The 21,712-nt window shown below is 66.3% G+C and carries 18 protein-coding genes and 1 riboswitch; of the genes, 10 read left to right on the top strand and 8 right to left on the bottom strand.

Annotated features, from left to right (window positions below; translation table 11 throughout):
- Window positions 1-7 precede the first annotated feature (7 nt).
- Window positions 8-1,624 carry an AMP-binding protein gene (locus tag QQ25_RS26050; protein ID WP_039382652.1) on the top strand — a complete coding sequence of 539 codons (1,617 nt, stop codon included), beginning with the start codon at window positions 8-10 and terminating at the stop codon, window positions 1,622-1,624.
- Window positions 1,625-1,637: 13 nt separating this feature from the next.
- Here QQ25_RS26050 and QQ25_RS26045 read toward each other — a convergent pair whose 3' ends face one another.
- Window positions 1,638-2,750, bottom strand: coding sequence for an asparaginase (locus QQ25_RS26045; RefSeq protein WP_234711983.1), 1,113 nt, complete (start codon window positions 2,748-2,750; stop codon window positions 1,638-1,640).
- 99 nt (window positions 2,751-2,849) lie between these two features.
- Between QQ25_RS26045 and QQ25_RS26040 the strand changes: the two genes are divergently transcribed.
- Window positions 2,850-3,266, top strand: a complete 417-nt coding sequence (locus QQ25_RS26040) for a hypothetical protein (protein WP_039381992.1) — start codon at window positions 2,850-2,852, stop codon at window positions 3,264-3,266.
- On the opposite strand, the gene QQ25_RS26035 is transcribed toward QQ25_RS26040, so the two are convergent.
- The 3 genes from QQ25_RS26035 to QQ25_RS30685 all read right to left on the bottom strand — a co-directional run bounded on the left by QQ25_RS26035 (window position 3,232) and on the right by QQ25_RS30685 (window position 7,144).
- The gene (locus QQ25_RS26035) at window positions 3,232-4,068 is read right to left on the bottom strand and encodes a VOC family protein (protein WP_039381990.1); all 837 of its coding nucleotides are present in this window, start codon (window positions 4,066-4,068) and stop codon (window positions 3,232-3,234) included. The two genes, QQ25_RS26040 and QQ25_RS26035, sit on opposite strands and share 35 nt — an antisense overlap.
- 22 nt (window positions 4,069-4,090) lie before the next feature.
- Complete coding sequence (mgtA, locus tag QQ25_RS26030) at window positions 4,091-6,802, bottom strand: magnesium-translocating P-type ATPase (protein ID WP_039381988.1); 2,712 nt, start codon at window positions 6,800-6,802, stop codon at window positions 4,091-4,093.
- 168 nt (window positions 6,803-6,970) lie between these two features.
- Window positions 6,971-7,144: a hypothetical protein gene (locus QQ25_RS30685; protein WP_101906452.1), complete on the bottom strand. Its 174-nt coding sequence runs from the start codon at window positions 7,142-7,144 to the stop codon at window positions 6,971-6,973.
- Window positions 7,145-7,433: 289 nt separating this feature from the next.
- Window positions 7,434-7,606, bottom strand: a riboswitch (M-box (ykoK) riboswitch).
- 223 nt (window positions 7,607-7,829) lie between these two features.
- On the opposite strand from QQ25_RS30685, the gene QQ25_RS26025 reads away from it, so the two are divergent.
- Complete coding sequence (locus QQ25_RS26025; RefSeq protein WP_039381987.1) at window positions 7,830-8,570, top strand: P-loop NTPase family protein; 741 nt, start codon at window positions 7,830-7,832, stop codon at window positions 8,568-8,570.
- A 14-nt stretch (window positions 8,571-8,584) separates the two neighbouring features.
- Entirely contained in the window at window positions 8,585-10,579 is a 1,995-nt protein-coding gene (locus QQ25_RS26020; RefSeq protein ID WP_039382648.1) for a YhgE/Pip domain-containing protein, read from the top strand.
- Window positions 10,580-10,693: 114 nt separating this feature from the next.
- On the opposite strand, the gene QQ25_RS26015 is transcribed toward QQ25_RS26020, so the two are convergent.
- Window positions 10,694-12,166, bottom strand: a complete 1,473-nt coding sequence (locus QQ25_RS26015) for a carboxyl transferase domain-containing protein (RefSeq protein ID WP_039381985.1) — start codon at window positions 12,164-12,166, stop codon at window positions 10,694-10,696.
- 26 nt (window positions 12,167-12,192) lie between these two features.
- On the opposite strand from QQ25_RS26015, the gene QQ25_RS26010 reads away from it, so the two are divergent.
- From QQ25_RS26010 to QQ25_RS25990, 5 genes are all read left to right on the top strand, one after another.
- A complete protein-coding gene (locus tag QQ25_RS26010) occupies window positions 12,193-12,927 on the top strand; it encodes an enoyl-CoA hydratase (RefSeq protein ID WP_039324839.1) in 735 nt (244 codons plus the stop codon).
- A gap of 1 nt (window position 12,928) precedes the next feature.
- Window positions 12,929-14,035, top strand: coding sequence for an MBL fold metallo-hydrolase (locus QQ25_RS26005; RefSeq protein WP_039381984.1), 1,107 nt, complete (start codon window positions 12,929-12,931; stop codon window positions 14,033-14,035).
- 62 nt (window positions 14,036-14,097) lie between these two features.
- The gene (locus QQ25_RS26000; RefSeq protein WP_039381982.1) at window positions 14,098-16,473 is read left to right on the top strand and encodes a cation-translocating P-type ATPase; all 2,376 of its coding nucleotides are present in this window, start codon (window positions 14,098-14,100) and stop codon (window positions 16,471-16,473) included.
- A gap of 70 nt (window positions 16,474-16,543) precedes the next feature.
- A complete protein-coding gene (locus QQ25_RS25995; protein ID WP_039381980.1) occupies window positions 16,544-16,732 on the top strand; it encodes an antitoxin in 189 nt (62 codons plus the stop codon).
- Window positions 16,733-16,735: 3 nt separating this feature from the next.
- Window positions 16,736-17,182: a type II toxin-antitoxin system Rv0910 family toxin gene (locus tag QQ25_RS25990; RefSeq protein WP_039381978.1), complete on the top strand. Its 447-nt coding sequence runs from the start codon at window positions 16,736-16,738 to the stop codon at window positions 17,180-17,182.
- An 89-nt stretch (window positions 17,183-17,271) separates the two neighbouring features.
- On the opposite strand, the gene QQ25_RS25985 is transcribed toward QQ25_RS25990, so the two are convergent.
- A complete protein-coding gene (locus QQ25_RS25985) occupies window positions 17,272-18,330 on the bottom strand; it encodes an NAD(P)H-dependent amine dehydrogenase family protein (RefSeq protein WP_039381977.1) in 1,059 nt (352 codons plus the stop codon).
- A gap of 52 nt (window positions 18,331-18,382) precedes the next feature.
- On the opposite strand from QQ25_RS25985, the gene QQ25_RS25980 reads away from it, so the two are divergent.
- Entirely contained in the window at window positions 18,383-19,456 is a 1,074-nt protein-coding gene (locus QQ25_RS25980; protein WP_039381975.1) for an NAD(P)H-dependent amine dehydrogenase family protein, read from the top strand.
- Window positions 19,457-19,459: 3 nt separating this feature from the next.
- Here QQ25_RS25980 and QQ25_RS25975 read toward each other — a convergent pair whose 3' ends face one another.
- Window positions 19,460-20,941: an acyl-CoA synthetase gene (locus QQ25_RS25975; protein ID WP_039381973.1), complete on the bottom strand. Its 1,482-nt coding sequence runs from the start codon at window positions 20,939-20,941 to the stop codon at window positions 19,460-19,462.
- Window positions 20,938-21,711 carry an SDR family NAD(P)-dependent oxidoreductase gene (locus QQ25_RS25970; RefSeq protein WP_039324825.1) on the bottom strand — a complete coding sequence of 258 codons (774 nt, stop codon included), beginning with the start codon at window positions 21,709-21,711 and terminating at the stop codon, window positions 20,938-20,940. The genes QQ25_RS25975 and QQ25_RS25970 overlap by 4 nt, the downstream gene beginning before the upstream one ends.
- Window position 21,712 lies beyond the last annotated feature (1 nt).

Raw genomic sequence — 21,712 nt, 5'->3', positions numbered from 1 at the left:
TACGGCGATCAGTTCCTATGACCGTGGCCCCACCGATGTATCCGTGCTGGAAGAGACCATCGGGGCGAACTTCGAGCGCATGGTGGCGGCCGGGCCGGACGCGGATGCGCTTGTCGAGGTGGCCACCGGGCGGCACTGGAGCTATGCCGCGCTCAACGACGAAGTCGACGCGGTGGCACGCGGTCTCATGGCCCTGGGCGTGCAGAAGGGTGATCGCGTCGGCATTTGGGCGCCCAACTGTGCCGAATGGGTGATGCTTCAGCTCGCGACGGCCAAGATCGGCGCGATCCTGGTCAACATCAACCCGGCGTATCGCACTCACGAACTGGCCTATGTCCTCAAGCAATCCGGCATCCGGACTTTGGTGTCGGCCACCGCGTTCAAGTCCTCCGACTATGTGACGATGGTGGCCGAGGTGCAAGCGGAGTGTCCGGCGCTGAAGGACATCATCTTCCTCGGCACCCTGGACTGGGACCGGTTACACATCGAGCAGGTCGGCGAGGAACAATTGCGGGCCCGGAGCGGCGAGCTTTCCAACACCGACCCGATCAACATCCAGTACACCTCGGGGACAACAGGATTCCCCAAAGGGGCGACGCTCAGCCATCGCAACATCTTGAACAACGGGTTCTTCGTCGGCGGGCTGATCAATTTCGATCGCGGCGACCGGGTGTGTATCCCGGTGCCGTTCTACCACTGCTTCGGCATGGTGATGGGCAACCTCGGTGCGCTCACCCACGGAGCGACGATCGTCATCCCTGCACCCGGTTTCGATCCCGGGATCACCTTGGCCACCGTGGAATCCGAGGGGTGCACCGCGTTGTACGGGGTGCCGACGATGTTCATCGCGATGCTGGGGCACCCCGATTTCGCGCAATTCGACCTGTCCTCACTGCGGACCGGGATCATGGCGGGGTCGGTGTGCCCCGTCGAGGTGATGAAGCGCGTGGTGGCCGACATGCACATGGCGGAGGTGGCGATCTGTTACGGCATGACCGAGACCTCACCGGTGTCGTGTCAGACGCTGGTCGACGACGATCTGGAGCGCCGTACCGCCACCATCGGTCGGGCCCATCCGCATATCGAGGTCAAGATCGTCGACCCGGACACCGGCGAGACGGTGCAGCGCGGGCAACCCGGTGAGTTCTGCACCCGCGGTTACTCGGTCATGCTCGGCTACTGGGATGAGCCGGCGAAAACCGCCGAGGCCATCGACCCCGACGGCTGGATGCACACCGGGGATCTGGCGGTGATGCGTGAGGACGGCTACTGCACCGTGGTCGGCCGGATCAAGGACATGGTGATCCGCGGCGGTGAGAACGTCTATCCCCGTGAGATCGAGGAGTTCCTCTACACCCACCCCGACATCGACGATGCCCAGGTGATCGGCGTGCCCGATGCGAAGTACGGCGAGGAGATCTGCGCGTGGGTGCGGATGAAGCCGGGCCGCGCGCCCGTGGATGCCGAGGCACTGCGCGCCTTCGCCACCGGAAAGCTGGCCCACTACAAGATCCCGCGTTATGTGCTTGTCGTGGACGAGTTCCCGATGACCGTCACCGGCAAGATCCGCAAGGTCGACATGCGGAGCGAAAGCGTCAAACTCCTCGGGCTCGCCGACGGGTAGCGCTGAAAACCGTTCAGCCCCAGCGTTTGATCACCTCGCCGACCGGCTGTTTGGTGGCCAGCGCAGCCATCATCAGCACTCGGGCCTGGCTGGGCCGGAGGCGAGGAACCATCACCGCGCCGGCCTTGACCATGTCGTCACCCGGACCGTATTCGGCGATGACCTCACCGTCGGGGACTCGACTGGATATTCCGAAGGCGACGCCGGCCGGCGCGTGGCGGCGCACCGCGTCCACCACGCCTTCACCGGCATTGCCGGATCCCAGTGCCTCCACGATGATTCCGCGTGCGCCCGCGGCCACGGCGGCATCGATGGGCCCGGCGCCGTCGCCAGGGTAGGCCGCGACCACGTTGACCCGTGGTGCACCGGCCGCAGGCACGTCACCGACGAAGGGCCGCTGCGCGGGGTGGTCCAGCTTGAAGGTGTTGTCGGCGACGGAACCGATCGGTGGCGTGCCGCCGAACGCGTGCAGATCCTGGGTGTTCACCTTGTGGGTTCCCAACGCCTGGAAGACGTCCCCGGCGAACATGATCATCACGCCCTGGTCGCGGGCGGCAGGACTGGACGCCACGGTGAGCGCGTCCCGCAGGTTGGTCGGCCCGTCGGCGTCCGGGGCGTCGGAACTGCGCTGCGCCCCGGTCAGCACTATCGGTGCGGGTCCGTTGTAGGTGACGTCCAGCCACATCGCGGTGTCCTCCATGGTGTCGGTGCCATGGGTGATGACCACTCCGGAGGCGCCGTCGGCGACCGCTTTCTTGGCTGCCGAGGCGATCACGTCCCAGTCGGCCGGCGTCAGCTGCGAGCTGTCCTTCTTCATCACATCCACGACCTGAACGTCCAGGCCGGCGGCCAGATCGGCGCCGCTGACGGTCGGGCGGCGCACGCCGTTGGCATCGGTGCTCGTGGCGATGGTGCCACCGGTGGTGATCACCACGACACGGCCGGACGCGGATTCGCCCTTGACGGCGTCGGCGGTGTTGCTCGTCGTGCCGCTGGAGGTCGTGTTGGTCGAACATGCGGCGGTCAGCGCGACCGCGAGCAGGACTGTGCCCATCACCCGTGGTGACCGGCTCAAGCGTTGGCGCCGACGGCGACGACGCGCGGGTCGGGCTTCGAAGTTGGTCATAGGGCAGACGGTACGGCGATACGCGGACTCGCACCGGGGATTTCGCAGCTCATCCGGTTCAAGCCACGCTGAGGTCTCATTGCTGCGACGATAGGGATCATGTCGGCCGCACATGCCTGCAGCGTTCTCGGGCGGCGGACGTGCGCGCTGTTGGCCGCGAGTTCGGCGGCGCTGCACGTGCTGATGCTGGAGGCGACCGCCAACCTGGTGGCCGCCGGTGTGCTTGCGGCGATGATCGTGGGTTGTCTGTATTGCGCGGCTCACCTGTGGCGCAGTGGCACCCCCGGAGTCTGGTGCACCATCGCGTTGATGAGCCTGGCGATGATCGCCGTGCACGCCCCGATGCCCGCGCATCGCCACGGCGCGGCGGCGGTGGCGCCGGCGACCTCGGCGCTGATGACCACCGCGACCCTGCTGGCTCTGGTCGAGGTGATCATCGCCGCGGCGGTGCTCACCGTCCGCACCCGGCACCGCTCGGTTCTCACCCCGTCGGGGGGACGAACTGGCTCAGGATGAGCCGGGCGCCTTGGGGGTCCTGGATCAGGGCGTTGTTCGACCACTCGTTTTCGGAGCTGGAAATGACTGCCGCGCCGAGCTTTTCGGCCAGTGACACGGATTCGTCGCGGTTGGCCACGGCGAATGCCACTTCCCAGTGTTCGGGTTGCTGCTCGTCCTGCAGCTGCCCGACCCAGCCGACCGCATCGGAGAATCCGGGCGGGGTACCCGCAGCGGCGTGCCGTTCCTTGATACCGGGGTCGACGGTGGCGGCCAGATGGTCGGCGTAGCCGGGCCGGCGGATCATCGTCGCGAAGCCGGCGTTGTCGAACTCCCAGCCGAACAACGGCGCGTAAAAGGTCGCGGCGGCCTGCGGATCGGTCGTCTGCAGGTTGCTGAAATTCCAGGTGCCGGGAACGTTGACCAGCTGGGCGCCGAGGCGCCGCCGCGGTTGCCACAGTTTGAAATGTGCGCCGCGGGGATCGACGCAACCGGCCTGACGCCCACCCGGTCCCGCGTCGACGGGCCCGCTCGTCACGGTCCCTCCGGCGGCCGCCACCGCGGTGGCCGTGGCGTCCGCGTCGGCCACCGCGATGTAGGTGTTCCAGGCGATCTCGTCACCGGAATGTGCGGACGCGATCGCGGCCACGTCCCGACCCTCCAGGGTGGCGATCGAATACGACTCCTCGGCGTCCTCGGGCAGCACGTTCTCGAATGTCCAGCCGAACAGCCGACCGTAGAAGTCTTGGGCGGCAGCCACATCCTGCTGGTCGGTGTCCACCCAACAGGGGACGCCGGGTGGGTAGGTCCGTGACTCAGTCATCTGCCCATCGTCCCTCAGATGTTCAGAACCATTGACCGAACTTGCGGATGTAGATGGTCTTCATCCCCTGAGCGACAACGCAGTAGGACACCAGTGTCGCGACCAGCCATCCGAAGTACTGCCACGGCAGCGGCTGCAATCCGACCGCCGCTCCCAGTGGCGAGAACGGGATCAGGATCCCGAGCACGCAGACCGCCCCGGTGGTCAGCAGTACCGGCAGCGCCGCGGTGCTCTGGATGAACGGGATCTTCTGGGTGCGCAGCATGTGCACGACCAGCGTCTGCGAGAGCAGGCTTTCGATGAACCAGCCCGATTGGAACAGCGATTGCATCTCGGGCGAATTGGCCGCGAAGACGTACCACATCACCGCGAAGGTGGTGATGTCGAAGATCGATGACGTCGGTCCCATCCAGATCATGAACCGGCCGATGTTCCTGGCATCCCACTTGCGCGGCTTGAGCAGGAACTCCTTGTCCATGCGGTCCCACGGCAGCGCCAGCTGGGAGATGTCGTACAGCAGGTTCTGGATCAGCAGATGGATCGCCAGCATGGGGAGGAACGGGATGAAGGCGCTGGCCACCAGTACGGAGAACACGTTGCCGAAGTTCGAACTCGCGGTCATGTTCAGGTACTTGATGATGTTGCCGAACGTCTCCCGGCCCTTGACCACACCTTCTTCGAGCACCATCAGGCTTTTCTCCAGCAGGATGATGTCGGCGGATTCCTTGGCGATGTCGGTGCCGGTGTCGACCGAGATGCCCACATCCGCATCACGCAGTGCCGGTGCGTCGTTGATGCCGTCGCCCAGGAAACCGACGGTGTGGCCGTTGGCCTGCAGTGCCCGCAGCACGCGCGACTTCTGCAGCGGCGTCAGCTTCGCGAACACGGTTCGTTCGTCGACGATGCGCCGGAGGTCGTCGTCGTCAAGCGTGTCGATCTCGGGGCCGAGAACGGGTTGTCCGGGATCGAGCCCCACCTCACGGCAGATCTTGACACTGACGACCTCGTTGTCACCGGTGAGGACCTTGACCGTGACGCCGTGTTCGGCGAGGGCCGTGATGGCCGGCGCGGCCGTCTCCTTCGGCGGATCGAGGAAGGTGAGAAAGCCGTGGATGACGAGGTCGTTCTCGTCCTCGATGCGGTAGCGGTGCGTGCGCCGGCTGCGCGGGATCTGCCGGGTGGCCACCAGCAGCACCCGGAATCCCTCGCGGTTGTAGTCGCGTGCGGTTCCGGCCAGCGCCCCACGGTCGGCGTCGGTGAGCGCTCGGGCCGCTGCGCCGTCCCACACCCGGCTCGACACCGCGAGCATCTCCTCGACTGCTCCCTTGCAGATCAGCAGATGGTCCCGGTCGACGTCTTGCACGACGACCGACAGGCGGCGTCGCTCGAAGTCGAACGGAAGCTCATCGACCTTGCGATAGGCGGACGCGGCGAGCAGCGTTTCGGGAGTCCCTTCAGCGAAGTGCAGGACGGCGCGGTCCATCAGATTCTTGACGCCGCTCTGATGAAAGCTGTTGAGCCAGGCCAAGGCGAGCACGTTGTCGTTCCGCTCGCCCCGGATGTCGGTGTGATGCTCGAGGATGATCCGGTCCTGGGTGAGCGTGCCCGTCTTGTCGGTGCACAGCACATCCATGGCGCCGAAGTTCTGGATTGCGTTGAGGCGCTTGACCACCACCTTGCGACGCGACAATGCGACCGCGCCCTTGGCGAGATTGGACGACACGATCATCGGCAGCATTTCCGGGGTGAGCCCTACCGCGACCGCGAGCGCGAACAGGAAGGCCTCGGGCCAATCGCCCTTGGTGAAACCGTTGATCAGCAACACGATCGGCACCATCACCAACATGAAGCGAATCAGCAGCCAGCTCACGCTGTTGACTCCCCGGTCGAAGGCCGTCTCCGCGCGTGAGCCCACGATCGCCTTGGCCAGCGACCCGAAGTAGGTGTGCGCGCCGGTTGCCACGACGACCGCGGTGGCCGTGCCGCTCACCACGTTGGTGCCCATGAAACAGATGCCGGGCAGGTCGAGCGGGCCGGCATCGTCGTCGGCGACCACGGTCGCGGATTTCTCCGCCACCGCGCCGAGCGTGTCGTACTTCTCCACCGGCAGGGCTTCGCCGGTCAGTGCCGCCTGGCTGACGAACAGGTCGCGCGAATCGAGCAGGCGGATGTCTGCCGGGATCATGTCGCCGGCCGACAGTTGCACGATGTCGCCGGTGACGATCTGCGCCATCGGGACCTCCATGAGCTCGGGTGCGGCACCCGGAGCGGCCCGGCGTCGCACTGTCGCGGTGGTCCGCACCATCGCCTTGAGGGTCTCGGCCGCCTTGCCCGAGCGGTACTCCTGCCAGAACCGGAGCAGGGCGCTGAGCACCACCATGATCACGATGATCACGACACCGGTGTAGTCGGCGTCCTGCCCACCGCGAAGGGGCAGGTAGATGTCGGTCACCGAGCTGATGGTGGCCAGCACCACGAGTACCGCGATGAACGGGTTCTTGAAGGCCTCCAAGAGCTGGAGGACCGCGGGCGGTGCCTTGTCGTGGGCGACCTCGTTGGGGCCGTCTTCGGTGAGGCGTTCGGCGGCATCCGCGATGGTCAGGCCGTCGACGTGGCCTCGCACGTTCGCCAGCGTGATCTCGACATCGTGGTGTGCCTCAGCGGCCGCGCGCGGGAGCAGGCGGTCGGCGGCCTTCGTGGGGGTGAGAGTGGCTTGTTCGACAGAGGTGTTCATCGTCGCTGCTCCGGTCGGTGGTCGGCATGCACCACAAATCGCACCGAACCGGCTGGGGGAAGCCGGATTCGGTGAGACTTGAGGCGGTGTGCGGATTGGGAAGGGGTCAGTTCACGCGGTTGGTGACGTGAAACATGGTCAGATCAAAGGAATTTGCGCCTGGATCGGCTACGGAGCGGAATGTGAGCCGCCGCCCAGGGACGCGGTCAGGACCGCCACCGGGGTGTTGCTCATCCGCAGGTTGTGCCGTTCCTGCGGGGTCAGCGACGCCCGCGTGTGAATCCACGCGATCGGTCCCTTGACCAAGCCGCGGGCATGACGGAGAAAGGTGTTGCGCTGCATCGGATCATCTCCAGTTGAATCGGAGCTCTCCGCGTCGACAGGCGTGCGGCAGTCAGCCACCACGGGCGTCCGGGGAGGCGGACCTAGGCGGTCATCGACAGCGGAAAGGTGCTTGTGGACAGACGTTTTCGAATCGGACTGGGATACGGATCGTCGCTCGATGTCATGTCGTCGTCACCTCCTTGCTGTCGGGCGCACGCAACGCCGCTGATCTTGATGTGCGGGCGCGCAATCATCAGATGCAAACACGCTGAAGAGGAAGTTGGGCGCGCGGCCAAATATGCCGGCGCGTGCACTTCCTCATCAGAGCTTTGGCACTACACGACGTGTCCCACCAGAGGTGGGAAGCCACTTCGGGTCATCCCTTAGGCCGGGAAGACCTGTCCTAACCCTGGGCGTCTCTCGACGTCGTCGGATCAGTGGCCTGTGTTCGAGTAGGAGCCTCACCTAACGAAGCGCGGCTTTCATTAGAAACCCTACACCGCGAAATTGTCAACACGTGCCGCCGCCGGAGTCCCGATCCGAAATCGGTTGTGTCAGTTCGGCAATGACACGTCGCAGCCTTGGAGTGACCGTCGTCACCGGAAGACCGGCGAGGACTTCGCCAGCGTCCCCACAAGAATCGACAGGTAATCCGGGTTTGCGGTTGCCTGTGCGCACCCGCCGGATGTGTTGTGATGTGCCTATGCCTGAGCAAAGTCTCGAGCCTGATACCGGTGAGGACGAGCAAAAGCCACCGGCAATCACCGCGCGCGCGATCGCCATGCACGGCCCATGGGGCCCGGTGTACGGGCCCGTCGACCTCGATATCGACGAAGGCGGCGTCACGGTGCTGGTCTGTCCGGCCGGTACCGGTCGTACCGCACTGCTGATGACATTGGCCGGGCGGATGAGAACGGCACGCGGGCAGCTGACCGTATTCGGGCGCACCGGTGCCACCGACATCTTCCGTGCCGCGGCGCTGGCCGGGATCGATGAACTCGACACGGTGTCGGAGTCGGTGACGGTGCGCGACCTGGTGACCGAGCAACTCCGATGGGACGCGCCCTGGTACACCCTGGTGGGCCGGGCCGACGAGGACGCGCTGGCCGCCATGTGCGCACCGGTGTTCGGTGAACTGCCGTTGCCGTCGCTGACGGCGTACTTCGACGGGCTGACCGAGCTCGATCAGATCCTGCTGCGCATCGCTCTGGCCAACACCTCGAGCCCGCCGCTGCTGGTGGTCGGCAACCTCGACCACCTCACCGATGACCGCAACCGGGACATCCTGCTGGGGCGCCTGATCGCGCTGGGGGAGAAGCAGACCGTCATCACCGCGACGATCAACGGGGTGCCCGGCCATCTGGCCTCGGCTGTGCGTGCCCAGCTGACAGTGCCCAACACGACGCCGGCCGAGCTGGCCGGTTCGCAGAAAGGTGGCGAGTAACCGTGCTGGCCGGAATGTCTTTGGGCACTGACCTGAAACGCTTCTCGCGCGGCACGATGCCGCGTATCGCGCTCGTGACGGTCATCCTGCTGCCGCTGCTGTATGGCGCGATGTACCTGTGGGCGTTCTGGAACCCGTTCGGTGAGGTGGACAAGGTTCCGGTGGCACTGGTCAACGAGGATCGGGGTACCGTCGCGGAGGGCCAGCAGATCAAGGCCGGCGACGAGGTCTCCGACGCGCTCGTGGATTCGGGACAGCTTCAGCTGCACCGGGTTTCGGCTGCCGAAGCCGCCGAGGGCGTATCCAGCGGCAAGTACTACTTCTCGATCACGCTTCCGGAGGATTTCAGCACCAGCATCTCCTCACCGTCGAGTGATTCACCGCACCAGGCCAATGTCCGCTTCACGTTCAACGACGCCAACAACTACCTGGGTTCGATCATCGGCCAGAACGCGGCTCGTGAGGTGATCAACCAGATCAACGCGAACATCGGCGAACGGACGGTCGGCACCGTCCTCACTGGGTTGACCGACGCCGGGGCCGGTCTGATCAAGGCCGCCGACGGCGCGCAGCAATTGGCCAACGGCAGTGCCGCGGCCAATGACGGTGCGCACCGGCTGTCCACCGGGGCCGACGCTCTGACCGCGGGCCTGGTCACCGCGCGTGATGGGTCTGCCCAGTTGGCCGCGGGTACCAGGCAACTGTCTACGGCGGTGGATACCGCCACCGATCCGCTGCTGACGGTGTTGGACCGGGTGAGCGGGCTCGGCCTGGATCCCAACGAAGTCGGCATGGCCGCGCAGCGGTTGTCCGGTGCGGTGCGCTCGACCACCGACCGGATCGCGGCGCTCAACATCGACCAGGCCCAGGCCGCGGCGATCGTCGACCAGGCGGTCGGAATCCTGCGCAACAGCCCCGATCCCACGGTGCGCGACACCGGGGAGTTCCTGGCCGGTGCGCAGCGGTTGTTGCAGGCTCGCGGCCTCGACCCCACCACCGATGAAGGTTTGATCCGGTTGCGTGACAACGCCGCCCAGCTGGAGAACGAACTGGGCGACCCGAACAGCAAACTGCGGGTGTTCATCACCAAGGCGGTCACCGGCGGTTTGCGCTCCGACGTCGTCAAACTGCGCGACGGTGCGCACCAGCTCAACGACGGCGCCCGGCGGCTCAACAGCGGCTTGGTGCAGCTGGCCAACGGTGGGCGCCAATTGTCCAGCGGGGCAGGGGAGCTCGCCGCGGGCACGGAGAAGCTGCAGGCAGGCAACCAGCAACTGGCCACCGCGCTCAAGGAGGGCTCCACCCAGGTCCCGTCCTGGACCCCGCAGCAGCGCACCGAGGTGGCGCGCACACTGGCCGCGCCCGTGGCGCTGGACATCCAGACGCACAATCCGGCCGCCACGTTCGGCACCGGGTTCGCACCTTTCTTCCTGCCGTTGGCGCTGTTCATCGGTGCGCTCATCATCTGGATGTTGTTGAAGCCGTTGCAGTCCCGTCCGGTGGTCAATGGGCTGGGGGCGCTACGGGTGGTCCTGGCCTCCTACTGGCCCGCGCTGCTGATCGTGGTCTGCCAGGTGCTGGTGATGTATGTGGTGGTGCATTTCGGGGTGGGTCTGCAAGCCAAATACCCCTTGGCCACCGTGGCGTTCCTGCTCTTGGTCGCGGGTGCGTTCCTGGCCCTGATCCAGGCGTTCAACGCATTGTTCGGGGTGTCGGTGGGCCGGGTGGTGACACTGGCCTTCCTGATGTTGCAACTGGTCTCGGCCGGCGGCATCTATCCCGTCGAGACCACCGCCAAACCGTTCCAGATCCTGCATCCTGTCGATCCGATGACGTATGCGGTCAACGGTCTTCGCCAGTTGATCGTGGGCGGGATCGATTCACGGCTGTGGATCGCGATCGCGGTGCTGGCCGGCGTGCTGGTGGCCTCGCTGGCCGCGAGTTCGTGGGCCGCGCGGCGTGATCGGCAGTACACGATGGACCGGCTGAACCCGCCCATCGAGGTCTGAGCGCGGGCAATCCGCGCGCCCAGATCGACGCTATGGTCGTGAATCTGCGATCCCGACGACCATAGCGTCGATCTCGGCGATCTGGGTCCGGGCGGTCCGGGCGGCCCGGGAGCCTCAACCGAGCCCGATGCGCCGATAGCGCTCCAACCGGGTCTGCAACCGCTGTTCGCCGGGCACCGCACGCAAGTGGGCCAACTCGCCGGCGATGGCGGCCGACAGCCGCGCGGTGAACGCCCGCGGCTCGTCGGCGGCGTCGGGATGTTCGGGCACGATCGCGTCGGCGATGCCGGTGCGCAACAAATCGACAGAGCGAACCCCTTGCGCGGCAGCCAGTTCCGCGGCGTGGGCAGTGTCGCGGTACACGATGGCGCTGGCGCCCTCGGGCGGCAGTGGAGCCAGCCAGCCGTTCGCGGCAGCCAGCACGCGGTCGGCGGGAACCATCGCCAGCGCGGGCCCGCCGCTGCCCTGACCCATCAGCACCGACACCGTGGGCGTGTTCAACGTGACCAGCTCAGCCAGACAGCGGGCGATCTCACCGGCCAGCCCGCCTTGCTCGGCCTCGATGGACAGTGCCGGGCCCGGGGTGTCGATCACGAGTACCAGCGGCAGCTGCAGTCCGGCCGCCAAGGCCATGCCCCGCCGGGCCTCGCGCAAGGCGGCGGGCCCCACGAGTCCGCCCTCGCTGCGTCGTTGGCCCACGACCACCGCGGGTTGTCCGCCGAAGCGGGCCAGCGCCAGCAGCATCGTCGCCGCCTCGCCGCGTTCGGTTCCCGACAGCAGCACCCGGTCCGTCGCTCCGTGGCGCAGCAAGTAGCCGACGCCGGGCCGGTCCGGGCGCCGTGACGCCAGCACCGATTCCCAGGCCGGCACGTCGGGCAACGGCTCGGGTACCGCCGCGGCGGGGGGCGGGGCAGGAGGGTCCAAAACCACGCGCAAGGTGCGATTGAGGGTGTCGCGCAGCAGCGCGAGTGGCACCACCCCGTCGATCACGCCATGGGCATGCAGATTCTCGGCGGTCTGTACCCCCGGCGGGAACGGTTCGCCGTACAGGTGCTCGTACACCCGCGGCCCGAGGAAACCGATCAGCGCACCGGGCTCGGCGGCGGTGACATGCCCGAGCGAACCCCAGGACGCGAACACCCCGCCGGTGGTGGGATGGCGGAGGTACACCAGGTAGGGCAGGTGAGCCTGCTTGTGCAGTTCGACGGCCGCGGCGATCTTGACCATCTGCAGGAAGGCCACGGTGCCTTCCTGCATGCGGGTGCCGCCCGAACTCGGTGAGGCCAGCAGCGGCAGTCCCTCGGCGGTGGCGCGGGTGACCGCGGCGGTGATCCGTTCGGCGGCGGCCACCCCGATCGATCCGGCCAGGAAGTCGAACTCACAGACCACGACGGCCACGCGGCGGCCGAAGATGGTGCCCTCGCCGGTCAACACGGATTCGTCGAGCCCGGTCTTCGATGACGCCGCGTCGAGTTCCCGCTGGTAGTCCTGCGAACGGGCGACCGTCAGCGGCGGAGCGTCCCAACTCCGGAACGAACCTTCGTCGAGCACTGCATCACGTAGCGCGCGGGCGCCGATCCGACTCACAGCTGAAGCGTATATAGGCTGACCACATGATTGGTGTGACCAGAGACGGCAATGTCCTGACCCTGGAATTGCAACGCGAGGAGCGGCGCAACGCGCTGAACTGCGAGCTTGTCGACAGCTTGCGGGAAGCCGTGGAGAGCGCCGTGACCGAGGATGTGCGGGCCATCGTGCTGACCGGCGCGGGTCCGGTGTTCAGTTCGGGAGCTGACCTGACCGATGCCGCAGGCATGGCCGAGAAGCTTCCCGACAAGGCCCTGGCGCTGAACCTGGCGATCGACAAGACCCCGGTTCCGGTCATCGGCGCGATCAACGGGCCGGCGATCGGCGCGGGTGTGATCCTCTCGATGATCTGCGATCTTCGGGTCGTCGCCCCCAGTGCCTACTTCCAGTTCCCGGTGGCCAAGTACGGCCTCGCCCTGGACAACTGGAGCATCCGGCGCTTGACGTCGCTGGTCGGCTACGGCCGAGCGCGCGGCATGCTGCTGGGCGCGGAGAAGCTCACCGCCGAAACCGCACTGCAGACCGGGATGGCCAACCGCATCGGCACCCTGGCCGACGCCCAGAAGTGGGCCGCCGAGCTGGCCGGATTCGCTCCGCTGGCGCTGCAGCACGCCAAGCGTGTACTCAACGACGACGGTGCCTACGAAGAGTCCTGGCCGGCGCACAAGGAGCTGTTCGACAAGGCGTGGGCGTCCAAGGACGTCATCGAGGCGCAGGTGGCGCGCATCGAGAAGCGGCCGCCCAACTTCATCGGGGCCTGACATGCTGGGCGCTGCGCTGCGGTTCGGGGTCAGGTCAGTGCCAGTGCTGGCCGGTGGGTGGTTGGTGCGCGCGCTGAACGGGACGTATGCCTCGGTGGGCGCCCTGCCTCGTGATATCCGCCCGACGGCGCAGCGGTCCACGCAGTACGCCGACGGTGTGTTCGTCAACATCGAGCCCGCCTCGCCCGGCGTCAGCATGAGCCGCGAGGAGTGGCGGATGCTGCTCTCCGAGATGTTGAGCTCCCGCTCCGCCAGCCGGCCACCCGGGCCGATCCCGCTGGCAGAACCTGCCGACGGGGAAGCCGCGGTGTGCGCGGTGTCCTGGTACGGGCACTCCACCGCGCTGATCGAGATCGACGGTTACCGCGTGCTGACCGACCCGATCTGGAGCCGTCGGTGTTCGCCGTCGCGGGTGGTGGGCCCCGAGCGGTTGCATGAACCCCCGCTGCCGCTGGAGGCGCTGCCCGCCGTCGATGCCGTGCTGATCAGCCACGATCACTACGACCACCTCGACATCGACACCATCCTGGGGTTGGCCCGCACGCAGCGCGCGCCGTTCGTGGTGCCGCTGGGCATCGGGGCACATCTGCGCAAGTGGCGGATACCTGAAGATCGCATCATCGAGCTCGACTGGAACGAGAGTCACCGGATCGGCGAGCTGACCCTGGTCTGCACGCCGGCCCGGCATTTCTCGGGACGGCTGTTCGAGCGCAACACCACGCTGTGGGCGTCGTGGGCCGTCATCGGTCCCCAACACCGGGCGTTCTTCGGCGGGGACACCGGCTACACAAAGAGTTTTTCCGAAATCGGTTCGGAATACGGGCCTTTCGATCTGACTTTGCTTCCGGTCGGGGCGTATCACCCGAGTTGGCCAGACATCCACATGAACCCCGAGGAGGCGGTGCGCGCCCATCTGGATGTCACCGATTCGGGGTTGCTGGTGCCGGTCCACTGGGCGACGTTCCGCTTGGCCCCGCACCCGTGGGCCGAGCCGGTGCGACGGTTGATGACGGCGGCCGACCCGGCCGGTGTGCAGATCGCGGTGCCGCGTCCCGGGCAACGGGTTGATGCCGATTCTGCGGCGTTAGATCCGTGGTGGGAGTTCTGAGCGCTCTCGGATGGCAAACTGACGTCTGATCACGACCCCGACGGGACGAGGACTTCGCGCGCATGACGACGATCAATGTCACTGGTCTCACCGAAGCCGAGGTGGCTCAGCGGGTTTCCGAGGGTAAGAGCAACGATGTCCCAACCCGGGCCGCCCGCAGCGTCTCGGAGATCGTGCGCGGCAATGTCTTCACCCGGATCAACGCGATTCTCGGTGTGCTGTTCCTGATCGTGATGTCCACCGGATCGGTGATCAACGGTGCGTTCGGCCTGCTGATCATCGCCAACAGCGCGATCGGCATCATCCAGGAGATCCGCGCCAAGCAGACCTTGGACAAGCTGGCCATCGTCGGGCAGGCCAGGCCCACCGTGCGCCGGGCGGCGGGAAGTCGCGAGGTGGTTCCCAGCGAGGTCGTGCTCGACGACATCATCGAACTCGGGCCCGGCGATCAGATCGTGGTGGACGGCGAGGTCATCGAGGAATCCAACCTCGAGGTCGACGAGTCACTGCTGACCGGTGAGGCCGATCCGATCGCCAAGGATGTGGGCGACGCGGTGATGTCGGGCAGTTTCGTTGTCGCCGGCTCCGGTGCCTATCGGGCCACCAAGGTGGGGCGCGAGGCCTACGCCGCCAAGCTCGCCGCGGAGGCCTCCAAGTTCACCCTGGTGAAATCCGAACTGCGCAACGGCATCAACAAGATTCTGCAGTTCATCACCTACCTGCTGGTGCCTGCCGGCCTGCTCACCATCTATACCCAGCTGTTTACCACCGATGCCGACTGGCAGGACGCGGTGTTGCGCATGGTGGGTGCGCTGGTGCCGATGGTGCCTGAAGGTCTGGTGCTGATGACCTCGATCGCGTTCGCGGTGGGCGTGGTGCGGCTGGGCCGGCGTCAGTGCCTGGTCAACGAGCTTCCCGCGATCGAGGGCCTGGCCCGGGTCGACGTGGTGTGCGCGGACAAGACCGGCACGCTGACCGAAAACGGTATGCGGGTAAGCGATCTCAAAGCGTTCACCGAAGACGATGTCGCCGAGGTACTGGCCCAGCTGGCCGCCGACGATGCCCGGCCCAACGCCAGCATGGTGGCCATCGCCGAGGCCTACAAGATGCCGCCGGGGTGGACGGCCACGGCGACAGCCCCGTTCAAGTCGGCCACCAAATGGAGTGGAGCGTCCTACGGCGACCACGGCAACTGGGTGATCGGCGCGCCGGACGTGTTGTTGGATTCCGCCTCGCCGGTGGCCGAGCAGGCCGAGCAGATCGGCGCCAAGGGCCTGCGGGTGCTGCTGGTGGGTTCCTCCGATCTGGCTGTCGACGCGCCGCGGGCCCCCGGCACCGTCACGCCGGTTGCGCTGGTGGTGTTGGAGCAGCGGATCCGTCCCGATGCCGGTGACACTCTCGATTACTTCGCTTCCCAGCATGTTTCGGTCAAGGTGATCTCCGGCGACAACGCGGTGTCGGTGGGTGCGGTGGCGGGCAAGCTCGGCCTGCACGGCGAGACGATGGACGCCAGGCAGTTGCCTCACGACCCGGAGCAGCTGGCCGAGACTCTCGATCAGTACACGACGTTCGGCCGGGTGCGCCCGGACCAGAAGCGGGCCATGGTGCACGCCCTGCAGTCGCGTGGTCACACCGTGGCGATGACCGGGGACGGGGTCAACGATGTGCTGGCCCTCAAGGATGCCGATATCGGCGTCGCGATGGGTTCGGGCAGTTCGGCTTCGCGTGCGGTGGCTCAGATCGTGTTGTTGGACAACAAGTTCGCCACGCTGCCCTACGTGGTCGGTGAGGGCCGGCGGGTGATCGGCAACATCGAACGGGTCTCGAATCTGTTTCTCACCAAGACCGTGTACTCGGTGCTGCTGGCAGTCTTGGTGGGGATCGCGGGGTTGTCGTCCAAGTGGTTCGGCACCGATCCGCTGTTGTTCCCGTTCCAGCCCATCCACGTCACCATCGCGGCATGGTTCACAATCGGCATCCCGGCGTTCATCCTGTCGCTGGCCCCGAACACCGAACGGGCCCACTCCGGTTTCGTGCGCAGGGTGATGACGGCGGCGTTGCCCTCGGGGCTGGTGGTCGGCACCGCCACGTTCGTCTCCTATCTGGTGGCCTATCAGGGCCGGGCCGCCAGTGCGGTGGAACAGACGCAGGCCTCGACCGCGGCGCTGATCACGCTGTTGGTGTCCTCGTTGTGGGTGCTGTCGGTGGTGGCACGGCCGTATGAATGGTGGCGGGTGGCGCTGGTGGCGGTGTCGGGCCTGGCGTATGTGCTGATCTTCTGTTTGCCGCTGGCTCAGCGCCTGTTCATGCTGGATCCGTCGAATCTCAAGGTCACCGGCATCGCGCTGGGTATCGGCCTGCTCGGGGCCGCGCTGATCGAGGTGCTGTGGTGGGTGCAGGGCATCGTGCTGGGGGAGACGCGGCGGTTGTGGAGATAGCTGACGCGGGGCACAATGACGCGCGTTCCCAGAAGAAGTTCGGATGATCTCCAGACGATAGGGTGGGTAAATGGGATTTTTGGACAAGGTGAAAGACCTGCTGTCGAAGAACGCCGACAAGGTCGACACGGCGATCGACAAGGCCGGCGACATCGTCGATCAGAAGACGCAGGGCAAGTACAGCCAGCATGTCGACAAGGCGCAGGACGCGGCCAAGGGCGCGATCCGCAAGGACGATCCGCAGGCTCCGCAGCAGTAACCTATGGCTAAATTGTCTGTCTCCGTCGATGTTCCGTTGCCGCCGGAGAAGGCGTGGGAGTACGCCTCTGATCTGTCCCGTTACGACCAATGGCTGAGCATTCACCGCGCTTGGCGGTCGGAGTTGCCCGAGACCCTGGAAAAGGGCACGGTCATCGACTCGATCGTCGAAGTCAAGGGCATGCTGAACCGCGTGAAGTGGACGCTGGTGAATTACAAGCCGCCGCAGTCCCTGACCCTCAACGGCGATGGCCGTGGCGGGGTAAAGGTCAAGCTGATCGGAAAGATCACGCCGGCCGCCGTTGATGGAGGGGACGGTGCCAAGGTCTCCTTCGACGTCCACCTCGGGGGGCCGGCCCTGTTCGGGCCCATCGGCATGGTGGTCGCGGCGGCACTCAAGGGTGATATCCAGCAGTCGCTCAACAAGTTCAAGGCGCTCTACGCGTCGTAACGTTCTCTCGCGAGCAGACGCAGAGTCGCACTTTTGCAGCCAGTTTTGTGCGACTCCGCGTCTGCTCGCGCGTTACGGGGATCGGGCGGTCATCGGCGGACGAGTCCGCGGGGGCGGATGAGGCCCAGATCGAGGTGATTGAGCCAGCCGGGCGGGGCATCACACACATCGGGTATCGCGTTGATCGCACCCATGGCCGTCCAGTCGTAGCCGGGATGGGACATGGTGCCGTCGGCCCGCCTGACGCCCTTGAGGGTCAGCTCGGTCGCCGGGTCGCCCTCGATCACGATCTCGTACCGGGTCTCGCCCCAGTCCCACGCAGGTTCGAGTCCGTCGGGTCCCGCGGTCACATAGATCGCGTGCAGGGTGATGAGTGGTCGCCCGCCCACCCACGCGGTCCATTGGTGCCGCTGGGCGGCGACCGTGCCCTTCGGGATCACGCCCTCGTCGTGCGGGATGTCCGCGACCGCGGTCGCGACGCCGACCTCGGCGGCGGTCACCTCGTCGATGGTGACGCCGAGGCCGTCGGCGATCATGTGCATCGACTGGGCGAAGAACGGCTGTCCGAGGCCCAGAATGGTTGGCTCGGTGAGGAATTTGTCCTTGTCCTTGCCGAATCCCATCCAATCGATGTGGTCGATCGGCGCATCTTTCAGGACGTCGACGACCTCGTACACATGAATGGCGTCGATCCTGTTCATCACCCTGGACAGGGTGAGCGGCAGGATGTCCCCGGCGTAGCCGGGGTGGATTCCGCCGCCGTGAAACGATGCTCCGCCGTCTTCGCAGGCCGCACGGATCTTCTCGGCATCCGCCGCGAAATCCGGTGACGGGTGGAAAAAGCCGCTGGTGGTGACGACGTTCTTGCCGGACCGCAGCAGGCGGCACACCGTGTCGACATCCATGATCACCGGCGTGTAGAACACGCAGTCCGCGTCGAGTGCGGTGATGGATTCGACGTCGTCGGTGGTGATGACGCCGGTGGGAGCGATGCCGACGATGTCGCCGGCATCCTTGCCGACCTTCTCCGGTGTGTGGACCAGGACACCGACGAGGTCGAACACCGGGTTGTCGGCGAAATGACGTATCCCGACCTGGCCCACGTCGCCGGTCATCCATTGGATCACGCGATAAGTCTTCTCCGGCATCTCGTTTCCCGGCCCCTTCTGCTGACTGAAGTCAACAATATAGGTTGACGGGATGCGCAGAGTGGTTCAGTTCTCGACAGGCAATGTCGGTAGGCATTCTCTGGCGGCGATCATCGGCAGGCCCGATCTGTCGTTGGTCGGTGTCCATGCCGCCGGGCCGGACAAGATCGGGCGCGACGCCGCCGAACTGTGTGGACACCCTGCGCCGACGGGCGTCGTCGCGACCGACGACATCGATGCGCTCATCGCGCTCGGCCCCGATTGCGTGGTGTACACGGCGTTGGGCGAGACCCGCCCGATGGAGGCCATCGAACAGATGTCACGGTTCCTGGCGGCCGGTATCAATGTGGTCGGCACCTCGATGGTGTGGCTGGTGACACCGCGCCAGGCCGACGACTGGTTGCGGGTGCCGCTTGAGAAGGCATGTGCCGCGGGGAATTCCACGCTGTATGTCAACGGCATCGACCCCGGCTTCTCGGGCGATACCGCGGTGTACGCGGCGCTCAGCCTGGTCACTCGCGCCGAGTCGGTGACGGTCAAGGAGATCTTCGATTACGGCAATTACGACGACTACGAATACACCGGCACCGCCATGGGTTTCGGCACCACACCGGATGACGACCTGCCGATGGCATTCCAGCCCGGGGTGATCACGTCGATGTTCGGCGGCCTGGTACGCAACCTCGCCGATCGCATCGGGGTGGAACTCGACGAGGTGGGTCAGCGATTCGAGCCGTGGTATGCCACCGAGCGCATCGACTGCACGATGATGACCGTCGAGCCGGGGCAGCTGGCCGGAACCCGTTTCGCCGCCGAAGGATTGCGCGGCGGCGTGCCGGTGATCACCGTCGAGCACACCACCCGGCTCACGCCTGCGGCGGCGCCGGATTGGGAGTACCCGCCCGAGGGGCAGTCCGGCATTCACAAGGTGATCGTCGAGGGCGAGCCGCGCATCGAGATGAGCACCAGCCTCTCCCATCCGGTCCTCGACGTGACCGACGCCGGGTGCTTGTCCACAGCCGCCCGGGTGGTCAATGCCATCGACTGGGTATGCCGCGCACCGTCGGGATTGGTTGCCGCCGAGGATATCCCGCCGACAGAGCTGATCCGCGGCCTGATGTGGTGAGAGTCAAACCAGACGCGCGCGCAGTTCGCGTTTGAGCACTTTGCCGTAGCTGTTCTTCGGCAGTGCGTCGATGAACTCGTAGCGCTTGGGCCGTTTGAACCGGGCGATGCGTTCCAGCAGGTGCGCATCGAGCGCAGCGGCGTCCACGCTGTTGGTCCCGGAGCCCACCACGAACGCGACCACCACCTCACCCCAATCGGCGTCGGGCGCACCCACGACGCCGGCCTCGACCACGTCGGGATGCTCCAGCAGCGCTTCCTCCACCTCGCGGGGATAGATGTTGCTGCCGCCGCTGATCACCACGTCCTTGGAGCGGTCACGCAGGGTGAGATAGCCGCGGGCATCGAAGGAACCCATGTCGCCGGTGTGCAGCCAGCCGTCCTTGAGCGTGGCGGCGGTGGCGGCCGGGTTGTTCCAGTAGCCGGACATCACGACGTCGCCGCGGCAGACGATCTCGCCGATCTCGTCGACGGCCGCCGGCTCGCCGGTCTCGCTCAGCACGGCAACTTCCACGCCCGAACGCGGATACCCGACCGAGCCCAGCGTCGCGTCGTCGGCGCCAATGTGATCGCTCCTGCGCAGACCGGTGATCGTCATCGGTGCCTCGCCCTGCCCGTAGAGCTGCACAAAAATCGGACCGTAGGCGGCCAGTGCCTTCTTGAGGCTGTCGACGTACATCGGTCCGCCCCCGTAGACCACGGTTTTCAGGTTCTGCGGGCGGGGCCGGCCGGTCTGGATGAGGCGCTGCACCATGGTCGGCGCGAGAAAGGCGCTGCTGCCCGGGTGTTGGCCACACAGGTCCAGGAACTCGTCGGGCTCGAATGCGGCAGATTCGGGCACCACCTGGCGGGCGCCGCGCAGCACGTAGGGCGGGATGTACAGGCCGGAGCCGTGCGACATCGGGGCGCCATGGATCAGCGCGCAATTCTCATCCGGATCGTCGAAATCGGCCAGGTGCGCCACCGTCATCGCCATCAGGTTGCGGTGGGACAGCATGGCGCCCTTGGACTTTCCGGTGGTGCCGCTGGTATAGAACAGCCACGCCAGGGTATCCGGATCGGTCGCCGGCGGGGTCGCCGGCTCGGCGTTGAACAGGTCCGAGTAGGACTGGCTGCCGATGATCTCGACCGGGACATCGGTGACGGCCGCCAGGCCGTCCGCGATCTTGGCCGACGCGAACACCTGGGCCGCACCGGAATCGGCCAGGATGTCCGCCATCTCGCGGGGATGCAGCTTGTAGTTGATGGGGACGAAGACGCATTCGGCCGCCCAGATGGCGAACATCAGCTCGACGATCTCGGGCCGGTTCTCACTCGCGACGGCGACGCGGGTGCCACGATCACCGAGCGTCTTCAGCGAGGTGGCCAGCCGTAGCACCCGATCGCGCAACTGCGCCCACGTCAGGAGTTGACGTTCGCCGAGGAACAGCGCACCCCGATCACCGAAACGCGCTGCCGCCTGGTCGAGTACGGCGAACATATTCATTGCGCAGTCCACTTTGCGTTCAGTGCGAAGTCGGAAAGGTATTTCGTCGAACTCCAACCACCGTCGACGACGATCGTCTGGCCGTTGATGAAGCTGCCGCCCTCGGAGCACAGGAATGCCACGGTGGATGCGATGTCCTCCACCCGGCCGAGACGGGTGTGCGGGGTCATCTCGGTCTGCATCTTGCGGAATCCGTCGTCCTGGAGGCGGTGCTCGACCATCGGCGTCACCGTCACACCCGGAGCCACCGCGTTGCACCGGATGCCCTGTGCACCGTACTGGCAAGCGATGTGGGTGGTCAGCGCCGTCAACCCGCCCTTGGCGGCCGAGTACGCGCCGCCGCGCAGCCCTCCGACGACGGCGAAGGTCGAGGTGACGTTGATGATCGCCGAACCGGGGCCCATGTGCGGCAGCACATCTCGTGCCAGCCGGAAGGGGGCGCGCAGCATGATCCCCAGGAAGTAGTCGAGGGTGTCGTCATCGGTTTCATGCAGGGGTTTGGGACTGCCGATGCCGGCATTGTTGATCAGGAAGTCGACGTGGCCCCAGCGTCGCACGGCCGCCTCGACCACTCGGCTCGGGCCGTCGTCGGAGGTCAGGTCCGCCGCGATGGTCTCCACCCGCTCCGGATCGCCGATCGCGCGTTCCAGTTCGGCCAGTCGGTCCTCGTCGCGTCCGGCGCCGAGCACCGCCATGCCCGCGGCGGCAAGCGCGGTGGCACAGCCGAATCCGATACCGCTGCTGGCCCCGGTGACGATCGCAACCTGCATT

The organism is Mycolicibacterium setense (assembly GCF_000805385.1).
Lineage (GTDB): Bacteria > Actinomycetota > Actinomycetes > Mycobacteriales > Mycobacteriaceae > Mycobacterium > Mycobacterium setense.
This window is presented reverse-complemented; position numbering and strand designations above follow the sequence as displayed.